This is a genomic window from Simonsiella muelleri ATCC 29453 (genome assembly GCF_002951835.1).
GTDB lineage: Bacteria > Pseudomonadota > Gammaproteobacteria > Burkholderiales > Neisseriaceae > Simonsiella > Simonsiella muelleri.
On the sequence record NZ_CP019448.1, the window covers coordinates 712301 to 731566 of the forward strand.

20 protein-coding genes and 1 other RNA gene are annotated in these 19266 nt (G+C 39.1%); 8 read left to right on the forward strand and 13 right to left on the reverse strand.

Annotation, left to right across the window (positions count from 1 at the left end; translation table 11 throughout):
* Nucleotides 1-83: 83 nt before the first annotated feature.
* Entirely contained in the window at nt 84-782 is a 699-nt protein-coding gene (gene trmB / locus BWP33_RS03460; RefSeq protein WP_002642896.1) for a tRNA (guanosine(46)-N7)-methyltransferase TrmB, read from the reverse strand.
* A gap of 114 nt (nt 783-896) precedes the next feature.
* On the opposite strand from trmB, the gene ybeY reads away from it, so the two are divergent.
* Entirely contained in the window at nt 897-1403 is a 507-nt protein-coding gene (gene ybeY, locus BWP33_RS03465; RefSeq protein WP_002642895.1) for an rRNA maturation RNase YbeY, read from the forward strand.
* Nucleotides 1404-1678: 275 nt separating this feature from the next.
* Here the strand turns inward: ybeY and BWP33_RS03470 are convergent, their stop codons facing one another.
* The gene (locus BWP33_RS03470) at nt 1679-2881 is read right to left on the reverse strand and encodes an OmpA family protein (protein WP_002642894.1); all 1203 of its coding nucleotides are present in this window, start codon (nt 2879-2881) and stop codon (nt 1679-1681) included.
* Nucleotides 2882-3093: 212 nt separating this feature from the next.
* On the opposite strand from BWP33_RS03470, the gene BWP33_RS03475 reads away from it, so the two are divergent.
* Nucleotides 3094-5859 (forward strand): sel1 repeat family protein, encoded by a 2766-nt coding sequence (locus BWP33_RS03475; RefSeq protein WP_002642893.1) that lies wholly within the window; start codon nt 3094-3096, stop codon nt 5857-5859.
* Between the two features lie 61 nt (nt 5860-5920).
* Here the strand turns inward: BWP33_RS03475 and rnpB are convergent.
* Nucleotides 5921-6285: RNase P RNA component class A (gene rnpB / locus BWP33_RS03480), an RNA gene on the reverse strand.
* 119 nt (nt 6286-6404) lie between these two features.
* Between rnpB and rpmB the strand changes: the two genes are divergently transcribed.
* The 4 genes from rpmB to BWP33_RS03500 all read left to right on the forward strand — a co-directional run bounded on the left by rpmB (nt 6405) and on the right by BWP33_RS03500 (nt 8917).
* Nucleotides 6405-6641 carry a 50S ribosomal protein L28 gene (gene rpmB, locus BWP33_RS03485; protein WP_002642892.1) on the forward strand — a complete coding sequence of 79 codons (237 nt, stop codon included), beginning with the start codon at nt 6405-6407 and terminating at the stop codon, nt 6639-6641.
* Between the two features lie 26 nt (nt 6642-6667).
* Nucleotides 6668-6823 (forward strand): 50S ribosomal protein L33, encoded by a 156-nt coding sequence (gene rpmG, locus BWP33_RS03490; protein ID WP_002642891.1) that lies wholly within the window; start codon nt 6668-6670, stop codon nt 6821-6823.
* Between the two features lie 105 nt (nt 6824-6928).
* Nucleotides 6929-7879: a D-glycero-beta-D-manno-heptose-7-phosphate kinase gene (gene rfaE1 / locus BWP33_RS03495; protein WP_002642890.1), complete on the forward strand. Its 951-nt coding sequence runs from the start codon at nt 6929-6931 to the stop codon at nt 7877-7879.
* Nucleotides 7880-7960: 81 nt separating this feature from the next.
* Nucleotides 7961-8917 (forward strand): L-lactate dehydrogenase, encoded by a 957-nt coding sequence (locus BWP33_RS03500; protein WP_002642889.1) that lies wholly within the window; start codon nt 7961-7963, stop codon nt 8915-8917.
* Between the two features lie 218 nt (nt 8918-9135).
* Here the strand turns inward: BWP33_RS03500 and BWP33_RS03505 are convergent, their stop codons facing one another.
* The 3 genes from BWP33_RS03505 to BWP33_RS03515 all read right to left on the reverse strand — a co-directional run bounded on the left by BWP33_RS03505 (nt 9136) and on the right by BWP33_RS03515 (nt 11493).
* Nucleotides 9136-10137: an IS5 family transposase gene (locus tag BWP33_RS03505; protein ID WP_104930300.1), complete on the reverse strand. Its 1002-nt coding sequence runs from the start codon at nt 10135-10137 to the stop codon at nt 9136-9138.
* Between the two features lie 198 nt (nt 10138-10335).
* Nucleotides 10336-10932: a Maf family protein gene (locus BWP33_RS03510; RefSeq protein WP_002642888.1), complete on the reverse strand. Its 597-nt coding sequence runs from the start codon at nt 10930-10932 to the stop codon at nt 10336-10338.
* Nucleotides 10933-11016: 84 nt separating this feature from the next.
* Nucleotides 11017-11493: an FKBP-type peptidyl-prolyl cis-trans isomerase gene (locus BWP33_RS03515; RefSeq protein ID WP_002642887.1), complete on the reverse strand. Its 477-nt coding sequence runs from the start codon at nt 11491-11493 to the stop codon at nt 11017-11019.
* Between the two features lie 412 nt (nt 11494-11905).
* Here BWP33_RS03515 and BWP33_RS12305 point away from each other — a divergent pair, with 412 nt between their 5' ends.
* Nucleotides 11906-12184, forward strand: a complete 279-nt coding sequence (locus BWP33_RS12305) for a hypothetical protein (RefSeq protein ID WP_002642886.1) — start codon at nt 11906-11908, stop codon at nt 12182-12184.
* A gap of 189 nt (nt 12185-12373) precedes the next feature.
* On the opposite strand, the gene BWP33_RS03530 is transcribed toward BWP33_RS12305, so the two are convergent.
* The 3 genes from BWP33_RS03530 to BWP33_RS03540 form a co-directional block, all read right to left on the reverse strand.
* A complete protein-coding gene (locus BWP33_RS03530) occupies nt 12374-13324 on the reverse strand; it encodes a class I SAM-dependent methyltransferase (protein WP_002642885.1) in 951 nt (316 codons plus the stop codon).
* 46 nt (nt 13325-13370) lie between these two features.
* Nucleotides 13371-13817, reverse strand: a complete 447-nt coding sequence (locus BWP33_RS03535) for a CopD family copper resistance protein (protein WP_002642884.1) — start codon at nt 13815-13817, stop codon at nt 13371-13373.
* Between the two features lie 310 nt (nt 13818-14127).
* Complete coding sequence (locus BWP33_RS03540) at nt 14128-15120, reverse strand: IS110 family RNA-guided transposase (protein ID WP_002642883.1); 993 nt, start codon at nt 15118-15120, stop codon at nt 14128-14130.
* 172 nt (nt 15121-15292) lie between these two features.
* On the opposite strand from BWP33_RS03540, the gene BWP33_RS03545 reads away from it, so the two are divergent.
* Nucleotides 15293-15733, forward strand: coding sequence for an energy transducer TonB (locus tag BWP33_RS03545; protein WP_002643123.1), 441 nt, complete (start codon nt 15293-15295; stop codon nt 15731-15733).
* An 82-nt stretch (nt 15734-15815) separates the two neighbouring features.
* Here the strand turns inward: BWP33_RS03545 and BWP33_RS03550 are convergent, their stop codons facing one another.
* The 4 genes from BWP33_RS03550 to BWP33_RS12630 all read right to left on the reverse strand — a co-directional run bounded on the left by BWP33_RS03550 (nt 15816) and on the right by BWP33_RS12630 (nt 19148).
* Nucleotides 15816-16856, reverse strand: a complete 1041-nt coding sequence (locus BWP33_RS03550; RefSeq protein WP_002643122.1) for a zonular occludens toxin family protein — start codon at nt 16854-16856, stop codon at nt 15816-15818.
* A 6-nt stretch (nt 16857-16862) separates the two neighbouring features.
* Entirely contained in the window at nt 16863-17165 is a 303-nt protein-coding gene (locus BWP33_RS03555) for a DUF2523 domain-containing protein (RefSeq protein WP_002643121.1), read from the reverse strand.
* Between the two features lie 3 nt (nt 17166-17168).
* Nucleotides 17169-17324 (reverse strand): virulence factor TspB C-terminal domain-related protein, encoded by a 156-nt coding sequence (locus tag BWP33_RS13270; RefSeq protein ID WP_398407865.1) that lies wholly within the window; start codon nt 17322-17324, stop codon nt 17169-17171.
* A 327-nt stretch (nt 17325-17651) separates the two neighbouring features.
* The gene (locus BWP33_RS12630) at nt 17652-19148 is read right to left on the reverse strand and encodes a virulence factor TspB C-terminal domain-related protein (protein WP_170021079.1); all 1497 of its coding nucleotides are present in this window, start codon (nt 19146-19148) and stop codon (nt 17652-17654) included.
* Nucleotides 19149-19266 lie beyond the last annotated feature (118 nt).

Here is a 19266-nt window from a genome sequence, read left to right on the forward strand (position 1 = left end):
AACTTAGAATCTGTATTCATAGTCAACGTGAAATGGATTTTAGTCCCAGTTGGTTCGAAGTGCTTGGCTGTGAATGCAGGTTTTTACTTCTTGATGAACACCAAATCCCACACACCGTGTCCCAAACGTTTACCACGCGCTTCAAATTTGGTTTCGGGACGATAATTAGGTGTGGGAGCGTAATCGGTGGCGGTGTTAGCTAATTGTTCGGGGAAACTACTCAATACTTCAAGCATTTGAACAGCGTATTCTTCCCAGTCGGTTGCCAAATGAATGTAGCCACCTTGTTTCAATTTGGGTAATAATTTTTGAATAAATGGGATTTGAATTAAGCGGCGTTTGTTGTGGCGTTTTTTGTGCCATGGGTCGGGGAAAAAGATATGAATGCCATCTAAACTATTATCAGACAACATATTTTCCACCACTTCCACTGCATCATGACGCATGACGCGAATGTTGGTAAGCTGCTGCTCGCTGATGAGTTTGCACAAATTACCCACGCCTGGCCCGTGTACGTCAATGGCGAGAAAATCTTTTTCAGGCAGCTTTTGGGCGATTTGTGCGGTTGCTGTGCCCATACCGAAACCGATTTCTAAAATTTTGGGATTTTCGCGTTCAAATATTTGATTTAAATTGATGAATTGATTAATGTAATCCACGCCAACACGTGTCCAATTGTCATCAATGGCTTTTTGTTGAGCGGCCGTCATGTGTCCTTGTCGCAAAACAAACGATTTAATTGAGCGATGATGTTCGGGATTGGATTGATTTTGTTCAGTCATAGAAAATAAAATTTGCGGAAAAAAAGAGAGACGGAATTATAGACGATAGCGCGGATATTTGTAACAATCCTTGTTTTAAATAAACTTTCAGGCAGCCTGAAAAATCACGTCTTTATGAAAAAACAAACCAAACATTTTCCTTTTTTGCGTATTCAACAACAGCGTTTCGCATTAAGCTACATCAACGAGAGCAGCGCAACGGATTTGCCAACCGAAAAGCAGTTTTACCAATGGATTTGGCACGCACTGAAAAATTTTTATTACCGCGCGGAGATTTCGCTGGTGTTGCTGGACGAAGCCGCTGCCCGACAATACAACCATGATTATCGTGGTAAAGATTACGCGACCAATGTACTTAGTTTTGCCCATAACGAAGGCGAGTTTTTATTTGTGGAACAAGATGATGTATTGCGTGGTGATTTGATTATTTGCCCGCGAGTTGTCGCCAAAGAAGCGACAGAGCAGGGTAAAGCTTTGCATGACCATTACGCGCATTTGGTCATTCATGGTACGCTGCATTTAATTGGTTTTGACCACATGGAAGACGATGAAGCCGAAGAAATGGAAAATTTAGAAACTGAATTATTGGCACAATTGAATATTGTTAATCCGTATGAATGAGTTTTCAGGCAGCCTGAAACCTTTGCAAAACCCAAAAATTAACCTAAATCTCGTCATTCCCGCGAATGCGGGAATCCAATAGCAAAATTTAGATAATTGATTTTATTTGATTGATTAAAAATCTATTTGAGATTGAAAATGGATTACCGCCTACGCGGTAATGACGACGGATAGTTTTGCAAAGGTTTCAGCCTGAAATATTCACATAATTAAAACGCATTAAAAATCAGCATCAATGGAAGAACGTATTGATGCTGATTTTTGTTTTAATTGAATTATTCCATGCGAATATCCACTCGACGACCTTCAACATGATTGCCTGCTGCACCTATGGTGTTATTGGGTTTGCGTAATTCAATATTGGCGGCACTGACGTTTTGTTTTACCAAAAATGCTTTCACGGCTTCGGCACGTTGTTTGGCTAATTTAGCGTTTGTGGTTGCGCTGCCTGTGCCGTCGGTGTAGCCACTGATAATCAATTTTTTACCTGATTTTCCTGCATCAATTATTTGATTAGAAACGGTTTGTATGTTTTTGGCAATTTTGCTGCTGCCCACCGCAAAATAAATTTTGACGATACCATCTTCATAGAATGCTTCAGACGTATTGTCTGCTAAAACACGCGCTGTTGTGGCAATATTATCGTTGACATCTGCTACCGTGCTGGCGGTGGCAGTTGCCATATTGGCAGTATTGTTGGCAGTGGTGGTGTTTTCTATGCTTTGAACATCTTGCTGTTTTGTGTTGGTTGTATCAGATGACGTGCAGCTTTTGATGCCCCAAATCGCTAATAAAGCCGCAATTGCTAACGCCACCCATCTTCCCATACTGGCACCATTGGCAGCCATCAGAGGTTCTGCAATCGGCGTGGCAGTACCACCCATTGTGTTACTGGTTCCTAAACCTGCCAATGCAGTCGCTGCAATGCCCTCAATGCTGCTAATACCCAAAGCGCGTAACAAACCTATTGGCAAAATGTTTTCTAACCAGTTTTTGGAATCTATATTGGTAAACAAACCAGCTAATTGTGCGCTGTTGCTGCCACTTTGTTCGCGTAATAACGCCAAAACCAATGGTAACACCAATGCCAACAATGAACCAGCTGTATTGCTGGAAATACCTGCTTCGGTAGCCAGTTCAGATGTGGTGTTGTCTACATGAGTTTGCGTTCCCAATAAAGTGGGCAGTAAACCTTTGCCTAACTCAATAATTTTGTCCCACACAACGCTTTCAGGCTGCGTGGTTACTTGATTCAATAAATCTTGAAATTGTTGTCCATTGCTGCCTGAAATTAAATGGAACAATTCGCTCACATGCGAGGGCTGTTTGCTCACATAATTTAACAAACCTGCTACCACCGTTGGTATCACCAATTGAATGGCTTTTTGGTTATTGGCTGGATTTTCATTTTGCTGATTCAAAAAGCCAGTTAAAATATCGGTTAATTTGGTATGCAACAAAGTATTTAAATCGGACATAATGCGCTCCTAAAACAAGTAGAAATATTTTCAGGCAGCCTGAAAATGAAAAATCATACTAACATAAATGATTCAAACACTAGATTTTTTACGATTTCTTAACATGTTGAACACATCAATCAAATATTATGACGATTCATCATATAACAGCGTAATGATTTTATTCTGAATCGGCTATATAATCGCGCTATTCTTGTCATGCAAACCGTATCATGTCTAAACCAGTAGATTTTCTTTCACAACAACAACCCACCGAATTCACTGTTCGTGCTTTGTGGTATTTGCACCATTTTGCGCAACAGGGCGAGTGGGCAGACGGTTTTGCGTTTGAAAAACAGCTCCGTTCTTGTCAATTGGATTACACGCTCGGTAGCCTGCACCGAATTGACCATTTATTAGACCAAATTCGCAAACTCAAGCCCAATCCCGAAACATTTTTCAGGCAGCCTGAAAACCAAAATTTTTTGTTTACATTAGCATTTTATTGTGGAGAATTGCGTGGACGATTAATTAAAAATGCGCCAGTTTGGTATAACTGGCAATCTTTTATCGCTGAATATCATGGCATGGAAAAAATATTTCCCAATGTCGTAGAATATGAAGTGGTAGCGCATTTTCGTGGTAAAAATGAAGAGTCCACGTATTTTCCATTAGTGTCCATTTTGGAACGCTTATTCCCCAAACAAGAAGAACCTGAAAAATCTGTGTATTCTGCTACCATCGTAGGGGATTATCAACAATATGATTTAAATGATAAATTACCTGAATCACCGATTCAAGGTTTAGCGTTGAATGTGCAAGATGCGTTGGCAGGCACTCATCCAACCGAATTGCCTTATTTGCAAATTTTGCCACCGCAATGGATTCACGGCGATGATTTAATGGCACAAATTCGTGCTATGCCCACGCTCTATACCAAAGGGCGCGTGGTTTGGGCGGCGTTGGTACAAGCTAATCAGCAATTATTTCAACACAATGACCCTGCCAGTTGCCCTGCCGAAGTCATCTATGACAAAAGCGGACGCACACCGCCACGGCTATTGCGTCAATATGCTAAGGAATTGTTTGCGCTGAAACATAGCACGCCAGATGATCCCGAATTAGCCAAATACGTCCACCACATCACAGACGAACGAACACGTTTTACAGGCCGCATTCCCACGAAAATCAGTCACATGAATTTACATGGCGCGACCGTGTTAATTTGGCGACTGCATTTACCTAACGCTATTTTGACGCTGCCTATTTTTCCGATTATTGTGGCTGATGATTGCGATGAAGTGATGCTGTTGCCTGCTAAGTATTGGGCGGACACCAGTTTTTATCGCGATTGGTTACGTGAACAAGCTGTTCTGAATGATGAACAGACTTTCAGGCTGCCTGAAAAAAATATGTTGAGCAGTCAAGAAATGGTGTATGCGTTTCGTCAATATATTCAACGACACAATGATTTTTGGGCGGGTTATACCGAATTATTATCGCCACAAAGAGACGAGCTACCTCAGTTAGGTACAAAAATTATTGAACAAAATCAAGTAATTCAATATGAGACCGACCAAGAGTTTTTGATGCGTTGTCGCAGTGTGGCGCAAAGCGAATATCGCCGCTGGTATGAATTTTCAGACCACAATCAAAACAGGTTGCCTGAAAGCGTGTATCAAAAATTGCGCGATTTGAACCCCGATTCATTTTTGTCGCTGCTAACTGAACCATTTGATGTACCCAAATTGGCAAATAGTCAGCCTCTACCGAAAATTGCGGCGTTAATGCGACAAAATCAGTTATCGCCGATACAGATTGCCAATATGGTGCAGTTTTTGTGGGCGCAAGGCACGATTTCGTTTGCCAAAGTGCTTGATAATGAGTCAGAACACTTATCAGTCATTAACACCACCGCTACGTTGTATTTGGCTTTTTTGTATTTGACAGGAAAATTTGTGCCACAAACCATTGAGGAAGGTGCGAGTTGGTTGAATTTGGCAGTGAATTTGGGCGATTATCGTGCGCTGCATTGGGTAGCAGAATTGGTTATGCAAATTCCCGAATTAGCGCCAATTTTGTTCAAAAAAAAATTAATTAGTGAAATGTCGCCGTTGTCTATTCGTTTGATGAATGCGAGTTCTATGGGTTATTTGTCGTATTCCATTAGCGATGTGAATGCGCAAGAATCTGCTTATATTCATCATCCTGAAGCGCAAGCCGAATTGGCACGACAATATTTTCAATTGGCAGCCGAATTAGGTGATACCAGCGCAAATACTCGTTTAAATGAATGGATTGCCGCAAAAAGGCTGCCTGAAAAAGCACGCGAACAGCGATTTGAACACATTCAATTTTGGTTGATGGATTATTTCGCCAAACAAGGCGTGAATATTCGCCAAATTTTGGGTGATTTGGTTGCAGCAGAAAATGAAGCCGATGACATCACATTTCATGAAAATTCGGATAATTTGGCTCATATTACCGAAGATGAAGATATTTTGCGTCCTGAATCTACTGTGTGGAAAAAATGGGCGATTTGGAGTGGCGTGGGTGTGTTGATGTTGGGGTTGGTGGCGTGGGCAGTGTTGCCGACCGATGCGTCAAATGACCCTATTGCGTCAAAAGAAGTTTCAGGCAGCCTGAAAAATACGCTGCCTGTTGTACCGACTGTGCCGACATTGAGTGCGTCCCAGCCAACCGTATCGTTGAATCAGGTGATGACTGAATTGCAAACCAAATTGCCACTGACATTTTTTACCAATACGCATAAAATTCAATCTATTAAATTAGAAAATGGCGTGGTTTGGCTGACACTAACCGACAAAAGTCGTGGCATGATGAGTGTGGATGCGGCACAATCTTTGTATTGCAGTGAACCGCAATTAGCTGATTTACGCGTTACGAAAACGCCTGTGAATTTCACGGTACTTGCTGCACAAAATGTGCATTATGATGTCAAAGATGTGGGGAAGAATTGTTTGGAAAGTCAAAGGTAAATAAATTTCAGGCTGCCTTGCTTGATACATAAAAGGCAGCCTGAAACCTTAAAAATCAAAAAGCGCAGGGCAAACGATAAGCCGAGTTTTGTCATTGAACAGTCATTCCTCTAGGCGCAACATCGCTGCTGCGCTCAAGCAACCTACCCGAACACTCCGCGAGCAGCCTCAATGTGTTCTGTTTGGTCTTGCTACAAATGGGGTTTAGCCTGCCACAATCTGTTACCAGATGCGCGGTGCGCTCTTACCGCACCTTTTCACCCTTGCCTGTGCGCCCTTGGGGGCAGCCATCGGCGGTTTAGCTTTCTGCGCCACTTTCCGTCGTGTTACCACGCCCAGCCGTTAACTGGCATTTTGCTCTGTGTAGCTCGGACTTTCCTCTCCGTATGCCGTGAAGCAATACGCAGCGACTGTTTGTCTGCCCTGCAAGTTAGCGATTATACGCGACAAATCAGACTTTTCAAACAAAATAAATTGCCTAAATAACCTATTTTGTGGTATAAAGCGCGTTTTACTTTTTTAATTATTTCGTTTTGGAGAACAACATGGCTAAAGTTTGCAAAGTAACGGGTAAACGCCCGATGTCTGGCAACAACGTATCACACGCCAATAACAAAACCAAACGCCGTTTTTTGCCTAATTTGCAATCACGCCGTTTTTGGGTAGAAAGCGAAAATCGTTGGGTGCGCTTACGCGTATCAAACGCCGCTTTGCGTACGATTGACAAAAATGGTATTGATGTGGTTTTGGCTGACTTACGCGCTCGTGGCGAAGTTATTTAATTTTTATTGAGGATTGGATTATTATCATGCGCGATAAAATCAAATTAGAATCATCTGCTGGTACAGGTCATTTCTATACCACCACCAAAAACAAACGTACGATGCCTGGTAAAATGGAAATCAAAAAATTTGATCCTGTGGCTCGTAAGCACGTTATTTATAAAGAAACTAAATTGAAATAATTCGGTTTCTAAAATGAAAACCTTTGTTTTGTTATTAAACAAAGGTTTTTTGTTGTTTGTTTTTTCAGGCTGCCTGAAAGATTCTTTCATCAATAAGAGAATAATATGAAATACCGTAAACCCAAATTAGCTGATTTTCAAAAAGCCAAAGTATTGGTAGTGGGTGATGTGATGCTGGATCGCTATTGGTTCGGCGATGTAAACCGCATTTCGCCAGAAGCACCTGTTCCGATTGCTAAAATTGACAAAATTGAGCATCGTGCTGGCGGTGCTGCCAACGTGGCACGTAACATTGCTGCATTGGGCGGACAAGCTGCTTTGCTTTCGGTTGTGGGTAATGACGAAGCCGCCAACACATTAACTCAATTATTACAAAATGATGGCATTGCTAATCATCTTCAATACAGTGCGTCTATGCCCACTACGTTAAAATTGCGCGTGTTGTCCCGAAATCAGCAATTAATTCGCTTGGATTTTGAAGAACGCCCTGATTCAGGCAGCCTGAATCAGGTTTATCACGAATACGGTCAATTGATGGGACAATACGATGCGGTGATTTTGTCGGATTATGGTAAAGGTGTTTTGCATGATGTATCGGTGTTGATTGCGGCAGCGCGTGCCATTGGCAAACCTGTTTTGATTGATCCAAAAGGCGCAGATTTTACGCGCTATGAAGACGCTACTTTGCTTACGCCCAACCGTGCTGAATTGCACGAAGCCATCGGTGGTTGGTCAAACGAGCAGAATTTAACTGAAAAAGCACAAAAATTACGTGAAGATTTAGGATTAGATGCTTTGCTGCTGACGCGTAGTGAAGAAGGTATGTCATTGTATCGTGAAAATAAAATTGAGCATCAAGCCACTCGCGCACAAGAAGTGTATGATGTGTCGGGTGCAGGTGATACCGTGATTGCAGCGATGGGCGTGTGTTTGGCGGCAGGTTATGATTTTGCAGATGCCATGCACATTGCCAATTCGGCAGCCGGCGTGGTGGTGGCAAAATTGGGGACGGCGGTATGTTCATTTGATGAATTGACGCAGGCATTAAAAGATTAGGGGTAATAATTTTTTATATCTTAGAACCTGTGTTATTAAGATTATGAATTCAACTTATTAAATTTTAAGGATATTTTCAAAATGGCAAATAAATCAGGTAAGAAAGTGGTTGTGATTGGTACGGGTGCGGTGGGCATTAGCTACGCGTTTGCGGTATTGAATCAGGCCTTGTGTGATGAATTGGTGTTGATTGATTTGAATGAAAAAAGGGTGTCTGCTGAAGCGCGTGATTTGCGTCATGGTGTGCTGTACGCGCAGTCGCCCATTAAAGTAAAACAAGGCGATTACAGCGATTGTGCTGATGCGGATATTGTGTGCATTTGCGCGGGCGTGCCACAGAAAGTAGGCGAAACACGTTTGGATTTAATTGACAATAATCTGAAAGTTTATCATGCCGTGGTTAGCGAAGTGATGAAAAATCATTTCAATGGCATTTTTTTAGTTGCGACCAATCCTGTGGATGTGTTGGCGTATGCTACTTGGAAATTCTCGGGTTTACCTGCTGAACGTGTGATTGGTTCTGGAACGATTTTGGATACAGCGCGTTTGTGTAATTGTTTGGGCAAAGCGTTTGGCGTTGCGCCAGTGAGCGTGGATGCACACATGATTGGTGAACATGGTGACAGCGTGATTGCGGCGTGGAGTACGGCGTATATTGCTGGTGTACCATTAAAAGATGCGTTGGACAACTTGGGCAATGGTGCAGAACGCATGGCGGAAATTCATGCCAATGTACGCGATGCGGCGTATTCCATTATTGAAGGCAAGGGGGCGACTTATTATGGGATTGCCATGGGTTTGGCACGTATTACACAAGCCATTTTGCGTAATCAAAACGTGGTGTTGACTGTATCTGCATTATTAAATGGCAAGTATAATCAAGAAGATGTGTATATTGGTGTGCCAGCTGTGTTGAATAGCGATGGCATTGCGCGTGTGATTGAAAAACCATTGGACGAACAAGAACAAGCACAATTTGAAAAATCAGCCAATATTTTGCGCGGCTATCAAGAAAAAGTGGCGGATTATTTGAAATAGAGTGCTTAAAATTCAGATTAGTACAGTGTTGTTCATGTCTTTTTGAAACGACTGTATAAAATACATCAAAAAAAGGCAGCCTGAAACCTTTGCAAAACCCCAAAACAATTCATTTGTTTTGAGGTTTTCACTATTTCAACACAAACACAACAAAATCAAGCAAAATAATCACACCAATCTCACTATAACAGCCCATTTTCAGGCTGCCTTATGCCCTTTCAGGCAGCAATCGGCGCAACAAGCCTTAACTTGTTTGCCGCTTTGAGCAAATTCAAACAAATCACTTTCAAACCCATTTGCCCTTTGACCTTTTCTAGCCCAAAATAACTCGCACGCTTACATCTAAATATGCGATGCAAAATGGCAAAACTCTGTTCTACACGATAACGGATTTTCGCCAACTCCTTATTGCGCTCAATATCTTCACGCATCAAAGGTTTCTTGCGATGTGCTTTACGCATAATACCGTCTACTAATTGATTTTTATCCAAAAATTCGCGATTGGATTGACTGTCGTAACCTTTATCCGCGTACACTTTGACACCCTGTTCAACCTTGTCCAACACGGTTTCTAAATTGTTCACATCAGATGCATTCGCTAGCGTAACGTGAAACCCCTCTTCATCGGTACGTGCATGAAGTTTGTAGCCCAAATACCAATGCTTGCTTTTGATTGTCCATCTTGCGTCTTTGTCTTTACTGGCGGGGGTTTGGATCACTTCTTCGTTCTCATTGATTTCAATGGATTTTTTAAGTTTTCCACCTGCAGTTTGAATAATGGTCGCGTCCACAATCGCCGTTTGCGCTTTTTCTACTTTGAGTTGATTGTGGGCCAGTTGTTGGTTGATTTGTTGATAAAGTTCGTCTGCCAAACCTTCTTTAATCAACCAATTACGAAAGCGGTTGAGTGTGCTGTGGTCGGGTAGATTCATTTCATCTGGAAATTGGCAAAAAATGATGAAATCTAAACGCGTAACCAAACTGCGTTCCAATTCTGGGTCAGACAAACTGTGCCATTGTCCGAGCAAAATGGCGCGGAACATCGGTAGTAACGGATAGGCAGGACGACCGCCGTTATTGCATACATAGTTTACTTTATGGTTGGCGAGCGTTTGTTCAATGGCTTGCCAATCCAGAAGTTGGGTGATTTTAAGTAATGGGAAACGGTCTGTGTATTGGTTAAGTAGGGTTTGGGCGGTGTGATAGAAAAAGCTGGACATGGAAAAATCCTCTAAATTCTTGGTAACAGAAATTTAGCGGATTTTTTGGGGTTTTGCAAAGGTTTCAGCCTGAAAACGATGGATTGGTTTTCAGGCAGCCTGAAATCTTTGCAAAACCTCATCTTTGGCGTATTTCTTTGTGATGTACTTTTTTCACGCTGAAACATATTTCAATAAATTTAATGTCTTGCAAAGGTTCTAGCTTGAAAAAAATGGCGGTGTTGTCCAACCAATTTGTTGCAGCAATTGCATGGTCTCAAACACAGGCAAACCCATCACACCCGTGAAACTACCCGACAAGTTCGCCACAAATACTCCACCCAAACCTTGAATACCATATGCGCCTGCTTTGTCCATTGGTTCGCCTGTGGCAATGTAGGCATGAATTTCATCTTGAGTTAACGATTTAAATTGAACCTGATTTTTCTGAATGCACGCGTACTCATGCTCTTGATATGACACACAAACTGCCGTCAAAACTTGATGAACGCAGCCTGAAAGTGCTGTTAAAATGCGTTGTGCGTCTGCAACGTCTTTGGGTTTACCTAAAATTTGGTTGTGTAATGCTACCACTGTATCCGCCGACAAAATAGGCACGTCCAATATATGTCGGGTGGAATCAGATTGTGCTGCCTGATTTTTTTCCACTGCCATACGTTTCACATAATCATCAACAGATTCATTGGGTTGTGATGTTTCATCAATATTTGTGGTGCAAGTATGAACTTCAAAACCCAAATTGGTTAAAATTTCGCGGCGACGTGGGCTGCCCGATGCAAGTAAAATTTTTGACATAAAAACGCCTTGAATTGATTAATCATTAAAACAAGGCAGCCTGAAAACATGATGATGTGTTTCAGGCTGCTGAAAATGAAATGATTAATGATGATGACCATGTGCGCCATGAACATGACCATGTTCAATTTCTTCTTCCGTGGCATCACGAACGCCGTCTACTTTGGCTGTGAAACGAATCGGTAAACCTGCTAATGGGTGATTGCCATCAACAACCGCTTTCCCATCAGCAACATCGGTAACACGATACACAATCACATCGCCTGTTTCAGGGTCATCGGCTTCAAACATCATGCCTACTTCCACATCAACAGGGAACACTTTCACATCTTCAATACGCACCAGTTGTGGGTCTTGTTCGCCGAATGCATCTTCAGGCTGCAATAACACTTCCACTGTATCGCCGACATTTTTCTCATGTAAAGCTTCTTCCACCAAAGGGAAAATGCCATCGTAGCCACCATGCAAATATTCAATGGGATGGCTGGTTTCATCAATTAATTCGTTGTTTTCATCATACATTTTATAATGCAAAGATACCACAGAATTCTTTTTAATCATTACAATGACTCCAAAATTCAATTCAATCAATAATTGGGCTGATTCATGTATTTATTCAACCCAAAATATCACACGAAGTTTCAGTATAACACAGGCAGCCTGAAAAAATTGTCAGAAAAATACAACAAGTAATTTGATATGTATGAATTGATTGAAAATATTGATTTTAAATATATGATTAATTATTAATAGAAAACAAAATATTATGTAGAAAATAAGTTAAATAAAAATCCAATAACATTCAAGTGAATTGTAAAATATATTTACAAACCCAAATACATAATTGCAAAAATCAACAATTTCAGGCAGAATACGTGGTTTCCAATAGCTGGGTGTCAATGAAGGCAGTTTGCGCATTGATGCGTGGCTATCGTTCATATAACTTCTCGTTGAAAATATTAAGGTTTTTAAAATGAAAAAATCACTGATTGCTGCTGCTTTATTGTCAATGTTCGTTGCTGCTTGTGGTGGCGAAAGCAACTCTGCACCTGCTGCTGAACCAGTTAAAACTGAAACTTCTGCTGCATCTGAAGTGCAAGCTGCCGCATCTGAAGTTCAGGCTGCTGCATCTGATGTAGCTGCTGCTGCGTCTGCTGTTGAAGCTGTTGCTGCATCTGCCGCTTCTACTGCTGAAGCTGCTGCATCTGACGTAGCTGCCGCCGCTTCTGCTGCTGCATCTGCTGCAAAATAATTGATGACTAGAATAAGCACATAACAAGAATTGCCTACACGAAATTGATTTTGTGTAGGCAATTTTTTTGCTGATATTGTGCTTTGATTATCGTCTTGCCCTAATTTGAATTTGCGGACAAACATAAACCGTATTTTTAGTTTTAAACGACTATAAAACACGATATTTTTTCAGGCTGCCTGAAATAGTTCACGTAGTTATATGACGAATTTCCCAGCATTGGTGAATTTTCTTATTGCGAAAATCATCGGGAACCGATTGTTTACTGATGTCTTTTACCACATAACGCACCTCAATCGCATCATCTAACGTGAACGAACGTAAATTGTTGGAAAAATACAAAATACCATCTTGCGCCAATAAACGCATCGCGCCATCAATTAATTTGGCTTGGTCGCGCTGAATATCTAAAATATCCAGCATTTTCTTGCTGTTAGAAAAACTGGGGGGGTCAAGTACAATCAAATCAAATTGTTTATTTTGTTTTACTGCATCAACTAAATATTGAAAAACGTCTGCTCGAACAATTTGATGTACGTTTAAATCCATGTGATTGAGCTGAAAATTGCGTTTTGCCCAATCTAGGTAAGTGTTAGATAAATCTACGGTTTCACTATAAATCGCACCGCCTGTCGCCGCATACACTGTAAAACTGCCCGTGTAGGAAAATAAATTCAAAAATCGCTTACCTGCCGCAATGCTGCCAATTTTTTGGCGTGTGTTACGGTGGTCTAAAAATAAACCTGTATCCAAATATTTATCTAAATTTACCCAAAAAGCACGCCCATTTTCATGGACAATAAAATCATTACCGTTGGTGCCTGTTTTTTCGTATTGTGCTGTGCCTTTTTGACGTATCCTTTGTTTTAAATGAATATTTTCCTTTGGAAAACCCACTACAAATTGCACAGCTTCACACACTTCATCAAGCCATTGCTGATAATTTTCAGGCTGCATTAACCAACCCGTATCGTATTCCTGCAAATGAATGTGTTCACCGTACACGTCAATCGCGAACGGAAATTGCGGAATATCCCTATCATAAATACGCCACGCCACCAAATTTTGGCGTTTCGCCCATTTGAGCTGGTGTTTGAGATTTTTACCAAGTCGGTTAATGAAATCATTGATATTATTCATAATTTAACTTCTGTGATGTTTCAGGCAGCCTGAAAAGTTATTTTATTTAAAAATTAAAATAAAACATAGATTTAGCTAAAAACACAATCAGCAGCATTTGAATCAGGACAGCAGTGTGAATGTATTTTGACCATGCCACCGTCAGCGTATGACGGCGCATTTTCGTTACCGCAATCAAAAAATGAACCAAAATACCAAAGGCTAATGTGATTTTCAACAAAAGTTGCACCCCAAATGTACTGTTAAACGGATTCAACAAAATCGCCCAATACCGATGCGCCATTGCTAAACCCGATAAAAATACCCCCACCACCACAAATGGCATTACACGCACCGCTCGATGAGAAATCGCACGTTCTACTTCACGCCGAGCATCGCGGTTGACCGATTTGCTGTGTATTGCACTCAGCACCAACGCTTCAAAAAACACACCACCTACAAATGCAATCGCACAATACAAATGGATAATGTGGGCTATCGGATAAATATTCATAATAGATACTGTAATAAATGTCAAGTGAAAAATCAAAATAAATTATTGGCAAAACCCATTTCGCAACATTTGTTTGTTTAATCATCAGTCCTTTTAGTTATCACATCATTCAGGGTGAATGCTAAACGTTAAACAAAATTAAAAAAGCGCGTCAAGGTTAAAGTGAACGCAAGCGACCTTGACGCGCTTTTTTAATTTCGTTCAACTACGCATACCCCCTGAACGATGCGATAACGGACTGATGATTAAACAAACAAACATTGCTACATTAGCTATTTATTAAAATAATGTGGCATCGAGCCACATTATTTTAAACCCCCATCTCTTCTGCTCCTACGTCCTGATGACGTTTAACATCAAAGTATGTATTGTTCTTCAAGCAAGTATAAGCATATTTGACTAATTTAACCATCATCAATACATAAACTTGCTTAGGGTGCTTTCCGCGCGCTAAATGCGCTTCAAACCAAGAACGCCACAACTTACTTCGAGTACAAGCCGCGCGGGCGGGCATATAAAGAGCCTTACGAATAGGACGGTTACCCATCTTAGAAATTGTAGATAAACCTTTCTTATTCCCTGAATCACGAATAATAGGAGACAAGCCAAGCCAACTAACTAAATGGCGATATGTTGGAAATTTGTCCAGATCAATCATAACACTTAATAGAATTTGCGCTGTTGTTTTACCAATACCAACAATACTTTGTAAAATCTTTTGCTTCCTCATCAACTGCTCACTTTTATTAATCAAATCTTGCATTTCTTGCCTACACAATTCAATTTGTTTAGACAAGAAATCAATCATTTGATTAATTGAGTGTAAAGCTACAGAATCGGCAACACTTAAACGATTTTTTTCCATTATCTGCATTTCTAAAAGCTGCTCAATTCGTCTATGCAAACTTTTCAATTTAACTTGCTCAACACTTTCGGGCTGCCATTTTTCAGGATTCTCTTTCGCGCAAAATTCAGCAATTAATTTTGCGTCTTGCTTGTCTGTTTTGACACGCTTCAATTTAAATTGCGCGTAGGATTTAATAATTGAAGGATTTACGACGCTCACTAACGCGCCATTTTCAAATAAGAATTTTGAAACTGGCAAATAATAAACATTCGTTGCTTCACTGCAAACATGAATTGTATTCAATCCAATTTTATACTTTGCAAATTGTGTCAATAAATTATTAAAACCATTTGAATTGTTATCAATAATAAAATTAATTGCTTCATTGTTAATCAATAAACAACAATCAATTTTATTCTTACTAATGTCTAAACCTAAATGCGCTTTAATTTCCATTTCAAACCTTACAAATAAGGGCTTTATCCCAAGATACCGTTATGATTAAAATAAAAAATGTATGTGCCAATCTATCATAATAATTTTAAATTAAGGCAGCAAATATGCAGGCATCACACATTTAAACACTTTAACATAGTATAATTATTAATTTTCTTATTTAGGACTAAACATGAAACAAAATATTATCATTACCCTGTTATCGGTTATTTGTGGCATATTGGGCTACATTGCAGCCAACATAAAGAGCGAAGTTCCTAAAACTAACACACTACCAAACATACAAGCAACAAAACCAAGCGAATTTCAAAAAATAACAAAAACCAATGAAAATGAAATCATTGATTATGGACTTATAAAAGGTAAATTAAAGCCACAATATTCCAAAGAATCCCTTGAAAATGAAGAAGAAGGTTCAGTGGTAGTAGAAATAATTGTTAATAAAAATGGAATTATTGAATCAGCAAAAATTTCTCACAGTAGTGGGCACGCAAGATTAGACTACACAGCAATTAAAACAGCAAAGAACGAAAAACTAGAACCGCAAACCAAACAAGGTAAACCGATCAGAACACGCTATTTAATTTCATACACATTTAACCTTGCTGAATAACAGAAAGACTTGGATTATTATCTTTTTAAAAACTGCGTAAAATTTTAACACATAATGTCAAAACTGTAGCAGATTACTCAGATTAATTATCTGTATAAGTACCATCATCACGTTGTGTATAATATTGATTGGTAGCAGGAGTCCTATAAGGATCAAAAATACCATTACGTGCATAATCTAGACAAGTTTTTTTATCTATTTCAGGCATAGGGGTTGCCTGGTCAGTATAACAAGTACATTTTTTAGCTTTAACACTTTCAACACAAGCAACAGGAAAAGGCATTGATTGGACATTACGATTTAAACCGTCATAAATAGGAGCCGTCCAAGGTTTGCCTTTTATTGTTGGTTCAAAATCCTTTTCACTCAAGTACTGAGTAATTGGCTGCTCAATCCGTGATGCAGCCTGAACAGGCAATGATGAATTATTAATTACTTGCTGATTATTGGACTGATTAACTGGATCAGATTGCTGTACCGTTTTTTTCTGAACTGTTTTTTTCTCAAGGCTAGACTTCAAATTAAAAGATAAATAAACCACTAAAAAAATCAATAATGGCAAAAACCACACCCAAGAAGTTAGTGAACCTTTTAACTTATTATGTTCTTCAGCAGATTTATACATACCGAAAGCATCTTTTTTAGTAGTAAAAATGCTGTTTTTAGCATCAGCAACATCATTGCGAGATTCAGGATTCGCACATTTTTGCCAATAAGAAACGCGTTTAAACCCAAGCATAGTACGGCTAATATTACGATGCTCTCCAACCAAAGAACGTAAATTAACATCAATTAATCGCGGATGCTGAGTTAATATAAAAAAATCTAAACCTTTATGACGATGAGTTTCAAGCTCATGAACGTAGTCAGGAACTTTAGAACCAGCAGGTCGGGGACGAAAAATTCGCTGCGCTTCATCAATAACAATAATTGCGCCTACAGGAGCCCATTTATGCCATGTTTCCATTGACTCACCATCAGGAATAGGCATAGTGGGCAATTTAAGCTCAGGAATACCATCGACAAATAAAGGACGATTTTGCAAATCTTTTCTAGTCATCAGCATATGAACAATTAGACTAGTCTTACCAGAACCTGGTAAACCAGTAATTAAACTAATCATAATTAATTACCTTTTAAAAACAGAACCTATTTTAGTAACAGACATCAAACCAAAAGCAAAAGCTGATGCACCAAAAATATAATTTAAGGCAACGCCACCACCTGCTAAATAAAATATTTGTAATACTTCAGAAGGCATATTACTAAATTGACTTGTTAAATAATTCACAAATTGAGACTGCAAAGAACTTATACCCTTATAACTAATCACAGATATACCCAAAGCTGCCAACAAACGCCCACCATAAGTAGAAATTAACGTACCTAAAACACTCATCAGCATTGTAGCAATACGAGCTAATAATGGCATTTTTTAATCCTTTAATAAAATAGCAGAACGAACAACAATAAATGATAAAAATATCGATACTAAAATAATAATTGGACAAAGTTTAATAGCAGCATCACAAAAAGGCCAATAACTAATTTCATGATTTGTACCTAAAATTTTTACTGTAATTAATGTCAAGAAAAAAAATCAAAATAAATTAGTTGAAAAACCCATTACGCAACATTTGTTTATTTAGTCACCAGTCCTTTGAGTTATCACATCATTCAGGGTGAATGCTAAACGTTAAACAAAATTAAAAAGGCGCGTCAAGGTTAAAGTGAACGCGAGCGACCTTGACGCGCCTTTTTAATTTTATTTAACTACGCATACCCCCTGAACGATGCGATAACGGACTGATGACTAAATAAACAAACATTGCTACATTAACTATTCATTAAACTAATGTGTCATCGAGACACATTAGTTTAAACCCCCATCACTTCTACTCCTACGTCCTGATGACGTTTAATCCTTTGATAAAATAGCAGAACGAACAATCATAAATGATAAAAATATTGATACCGAAATAATAATTGGACGAAGTTTAATAGCAGCATCACAAAAAGGCTGATAACTAATTTCATGATTTGTACCTAAAATTTTTACTTGTTTAGGTGCTGGGCAAGTACCTGATTCAACAAAATCATTTGATTTATTAAAACTATTCAAATCAACATCTGTCGTACCTATAACAAAATCACTACCACTACTTACACCTGAAATGGCATCATTAACTTGAGCATTTGTACCCAAAAATACACAATTAACAGTATCTTGACCTGGCTTACAATCACCAACACCACTTGCAGATACATTTCCTAATATAGAACCAGTACCAGAACCTGAACCTAAAACTGATGAAGAAGAAGCTGAAGCATTAGGCATAAATCCACCAACACCCCCACTTGAGTTATTATTTCCACCGCTACCGTTATTATGTAAACGATTATAGACATCATCAACACCTGAATCATCAGAAACCTTACTGGCATTTAAAGCGTCATCAGTAGAACCGTAATTATTGTAAATCGTAATATTAACTATACCAGGATTTGAAGTGGAATCAGTAGAATATGCTGTACCATTACAATAAAGCATAGAACCTTTACTAACCCAAAAATTGTAATACTCAATTTTATAAATAGGCGGTCCCAACACACGTCTACAACTATATACATTATTTCCATGAGCTGCATAACCATCTCCACCAGGACACATATTTTTAGAAACATCAGTACCACAAAGATCAGGAACAGTTGGAATATAAGTTGTATTACCCGAGCCATTATTAGAACTACCAGAACCACTACCAGAACCACTACCAGAACCACTACCAGAACCACTACCAGAACCACTACCAGAACCACTACCAGAACCACTACCAGAACCACTACCAGAACTACTACCAGAACTGTTACCAGAACTACTACCAGAACTACTACCAGAACCAGCTAAATTAGAATTTGAACCGATAGGATTATCACAAGACATTGGCACCCAAATACCACCTACAGATTTGCCACAGAGATTAGAATTAGGTTTTTTAGTTTCATTATTAATGCCGGTATTTTTACCATCATTTCCTATAGGAATAACACAATTTATATATAAAGAATAATCATCAATTTTACATACAGAACCAGGATCAGCAGTTTTTTGAATATCTGGTAAAACTGATTTTAAAGCTTGCATAGGCGTAGAAAATCTTTCACCAACACACTTGCCAACAGAATCATCAATTGTACAAACAAAGGAGCTCTTATCAGGAGTAGTATAAACACGATAGAACCCACCGTATTTATCATCATTAAAATAATAAACATAAGCACGATAATTAGCACTAAAATCAGGAACAAAATCAGAGATCAATTTAAGTGGTATCTTTACTTTTGTAAGAGCAAAAGAACTACATGATAAAAAAAGCAACATTAATAAAAATACTGCCTTTAATTGTTTAAACATACGCCCCACACGCTCCATTTAAATAAATTTAAAAAAAAATAATCCAAAAAGGAACCGTTACTAATATCCCAAGTAAAAACATTAATATATCACTCAATTTTCATCCTTTACCGAATAA

Excerpts from the sequence above, each read along its gene's own strand:
- BWP33_RS03530 (WP_002642885.1), bottom strand. The coding sequence starts at position 13,324 with ATGAATAATATCAATGATTTCATTAACCGACTTGGTAAAAATCTCAAA.
- BWP33_RS03545 (WP_002643123.1), top strand. The coding sequence starts at position 15,293 with ATGAAACAAAATATTATCATTACCCTGTTATCGGTTATTTGTGGCATA.
- BWP33_RS03510 (WP_002642888.1), bottom strand. The coding sequence starts at position 10,932 with ATGTCAAAAATTTTACTTGCATCGGGCAGCCCACGTCGCCGCGAAATT.
- BWP33_RS03470 (WP_002642894.1), bottom strand. The coding sequence starts at position 2,881 with ATGTCCGATTTAAATACTTTGTTGCATACCAAATTAACCGATATTTTA.
- BWP33_RS03550 (WP_002643122.1), bottom strand. The coding sequence starts at position 16,856 with ATGATTAGTTTAATTACTGGTTTACCAGGTTCTGGTAAGACTAGTCTA.
- rpmG (WP_002642891.1), top strand. The coding sequence starts at position 6,668 with ATGCGCGATAAAATCAAATTAGAATCATCTGCTGGTACAGGTCATTTC.
- BWP33_RS03535 (WP_002642884.1), bottom strand. The coding sequence starts at position 13,817 with ATGAATATTTATCCGATAGCCCACATTATCCATTTGTATTGTGCGATT.
- BWP33_RS03555 (WP_002643121.1), bottom strand. The coding sequence starts at position 17,165 with ATGCCATTATTAGCTCGTATTGCTACAATGCTGATGAGTGTTTTAGGT.
- trmB (WP_002642896.1), bottom strand. The coding sequence starts at position 782 with ATGACTGAACAAAATCAATCCAATCCCGAACATCATCGCTCAATTAAA.
- BWP33_RS03540 (WP_002642883.1), bottom strand. The coding sequence starts at position 15,120 with ATGGAAATTAAAGCGCATTTAGGTTTAGACATTAGTAAGAATAAAATT.
- BWP33_RS03515 (WP_002642887.1), bottom strand. The coding sequence starts at position 11,493 with ATGATTAAAAAGAATTCTGTGGTATCTTTGCATTATAAAATGTATGAT.
- BWP33_RS03500 (WP_002642889.1), top strand. The coding sequence starts at position 7,961 with ATGGCAAATAAATCAGGTAAGAAAGTGGTTGTGATTGGTACGGGTGCG.
- rpmB (WP_002642892.1), top strand. The coding sequence starts at position 6,405 with ATGGCTAAAGTTTGCAAAGTAACGGGTAAACGCCCGATGTCTGGCAAC.
- rfaE1 (WP_002642890.1), top strand. The coding sequence starts at position 6,929 with ATGAAATACCGTAAACCCAAATTAGCTGATTTTCAAAAAGCCAAAGTA.
- BWP33_RS03475 (WP_002642893.1), top strand. The coding sequence starts at position 3,094 with ATGTCTAAACCAGTAGATTTTCTTTCACAACAACAACCCACCGAATTC.
- BWP33_RS03505 (WP_104930300.1), bottom strand. The coding sequence starts at position 10,137 with ATGTCCAGCTTTTTCTATCACACCGCCCAAACCCTACTTAACCAATAC.
- BWP33_RS12630 (WP_170021079.1), bottom strand. The coding sequence starts at position 19,148 with ATGTTTAAACAATTAAAGGCAGTATTTTTATTAATGTTGCTTTTTTTA.
- ybeY (WP_002642895.1), top strand. The coding sequence starts at position 897 with ATGAAAAAACAAACCAAACATTTTCCTTTTTTGCGTATTCAACAACAG.
- BWP33_RS12305 (WP_002642886.1), top strand. The coding sequence starts at position 11,906 with ATGAAAAAATCACTGATTGCTGCTGCTTTATTGTCAATGTTCGTTGCT.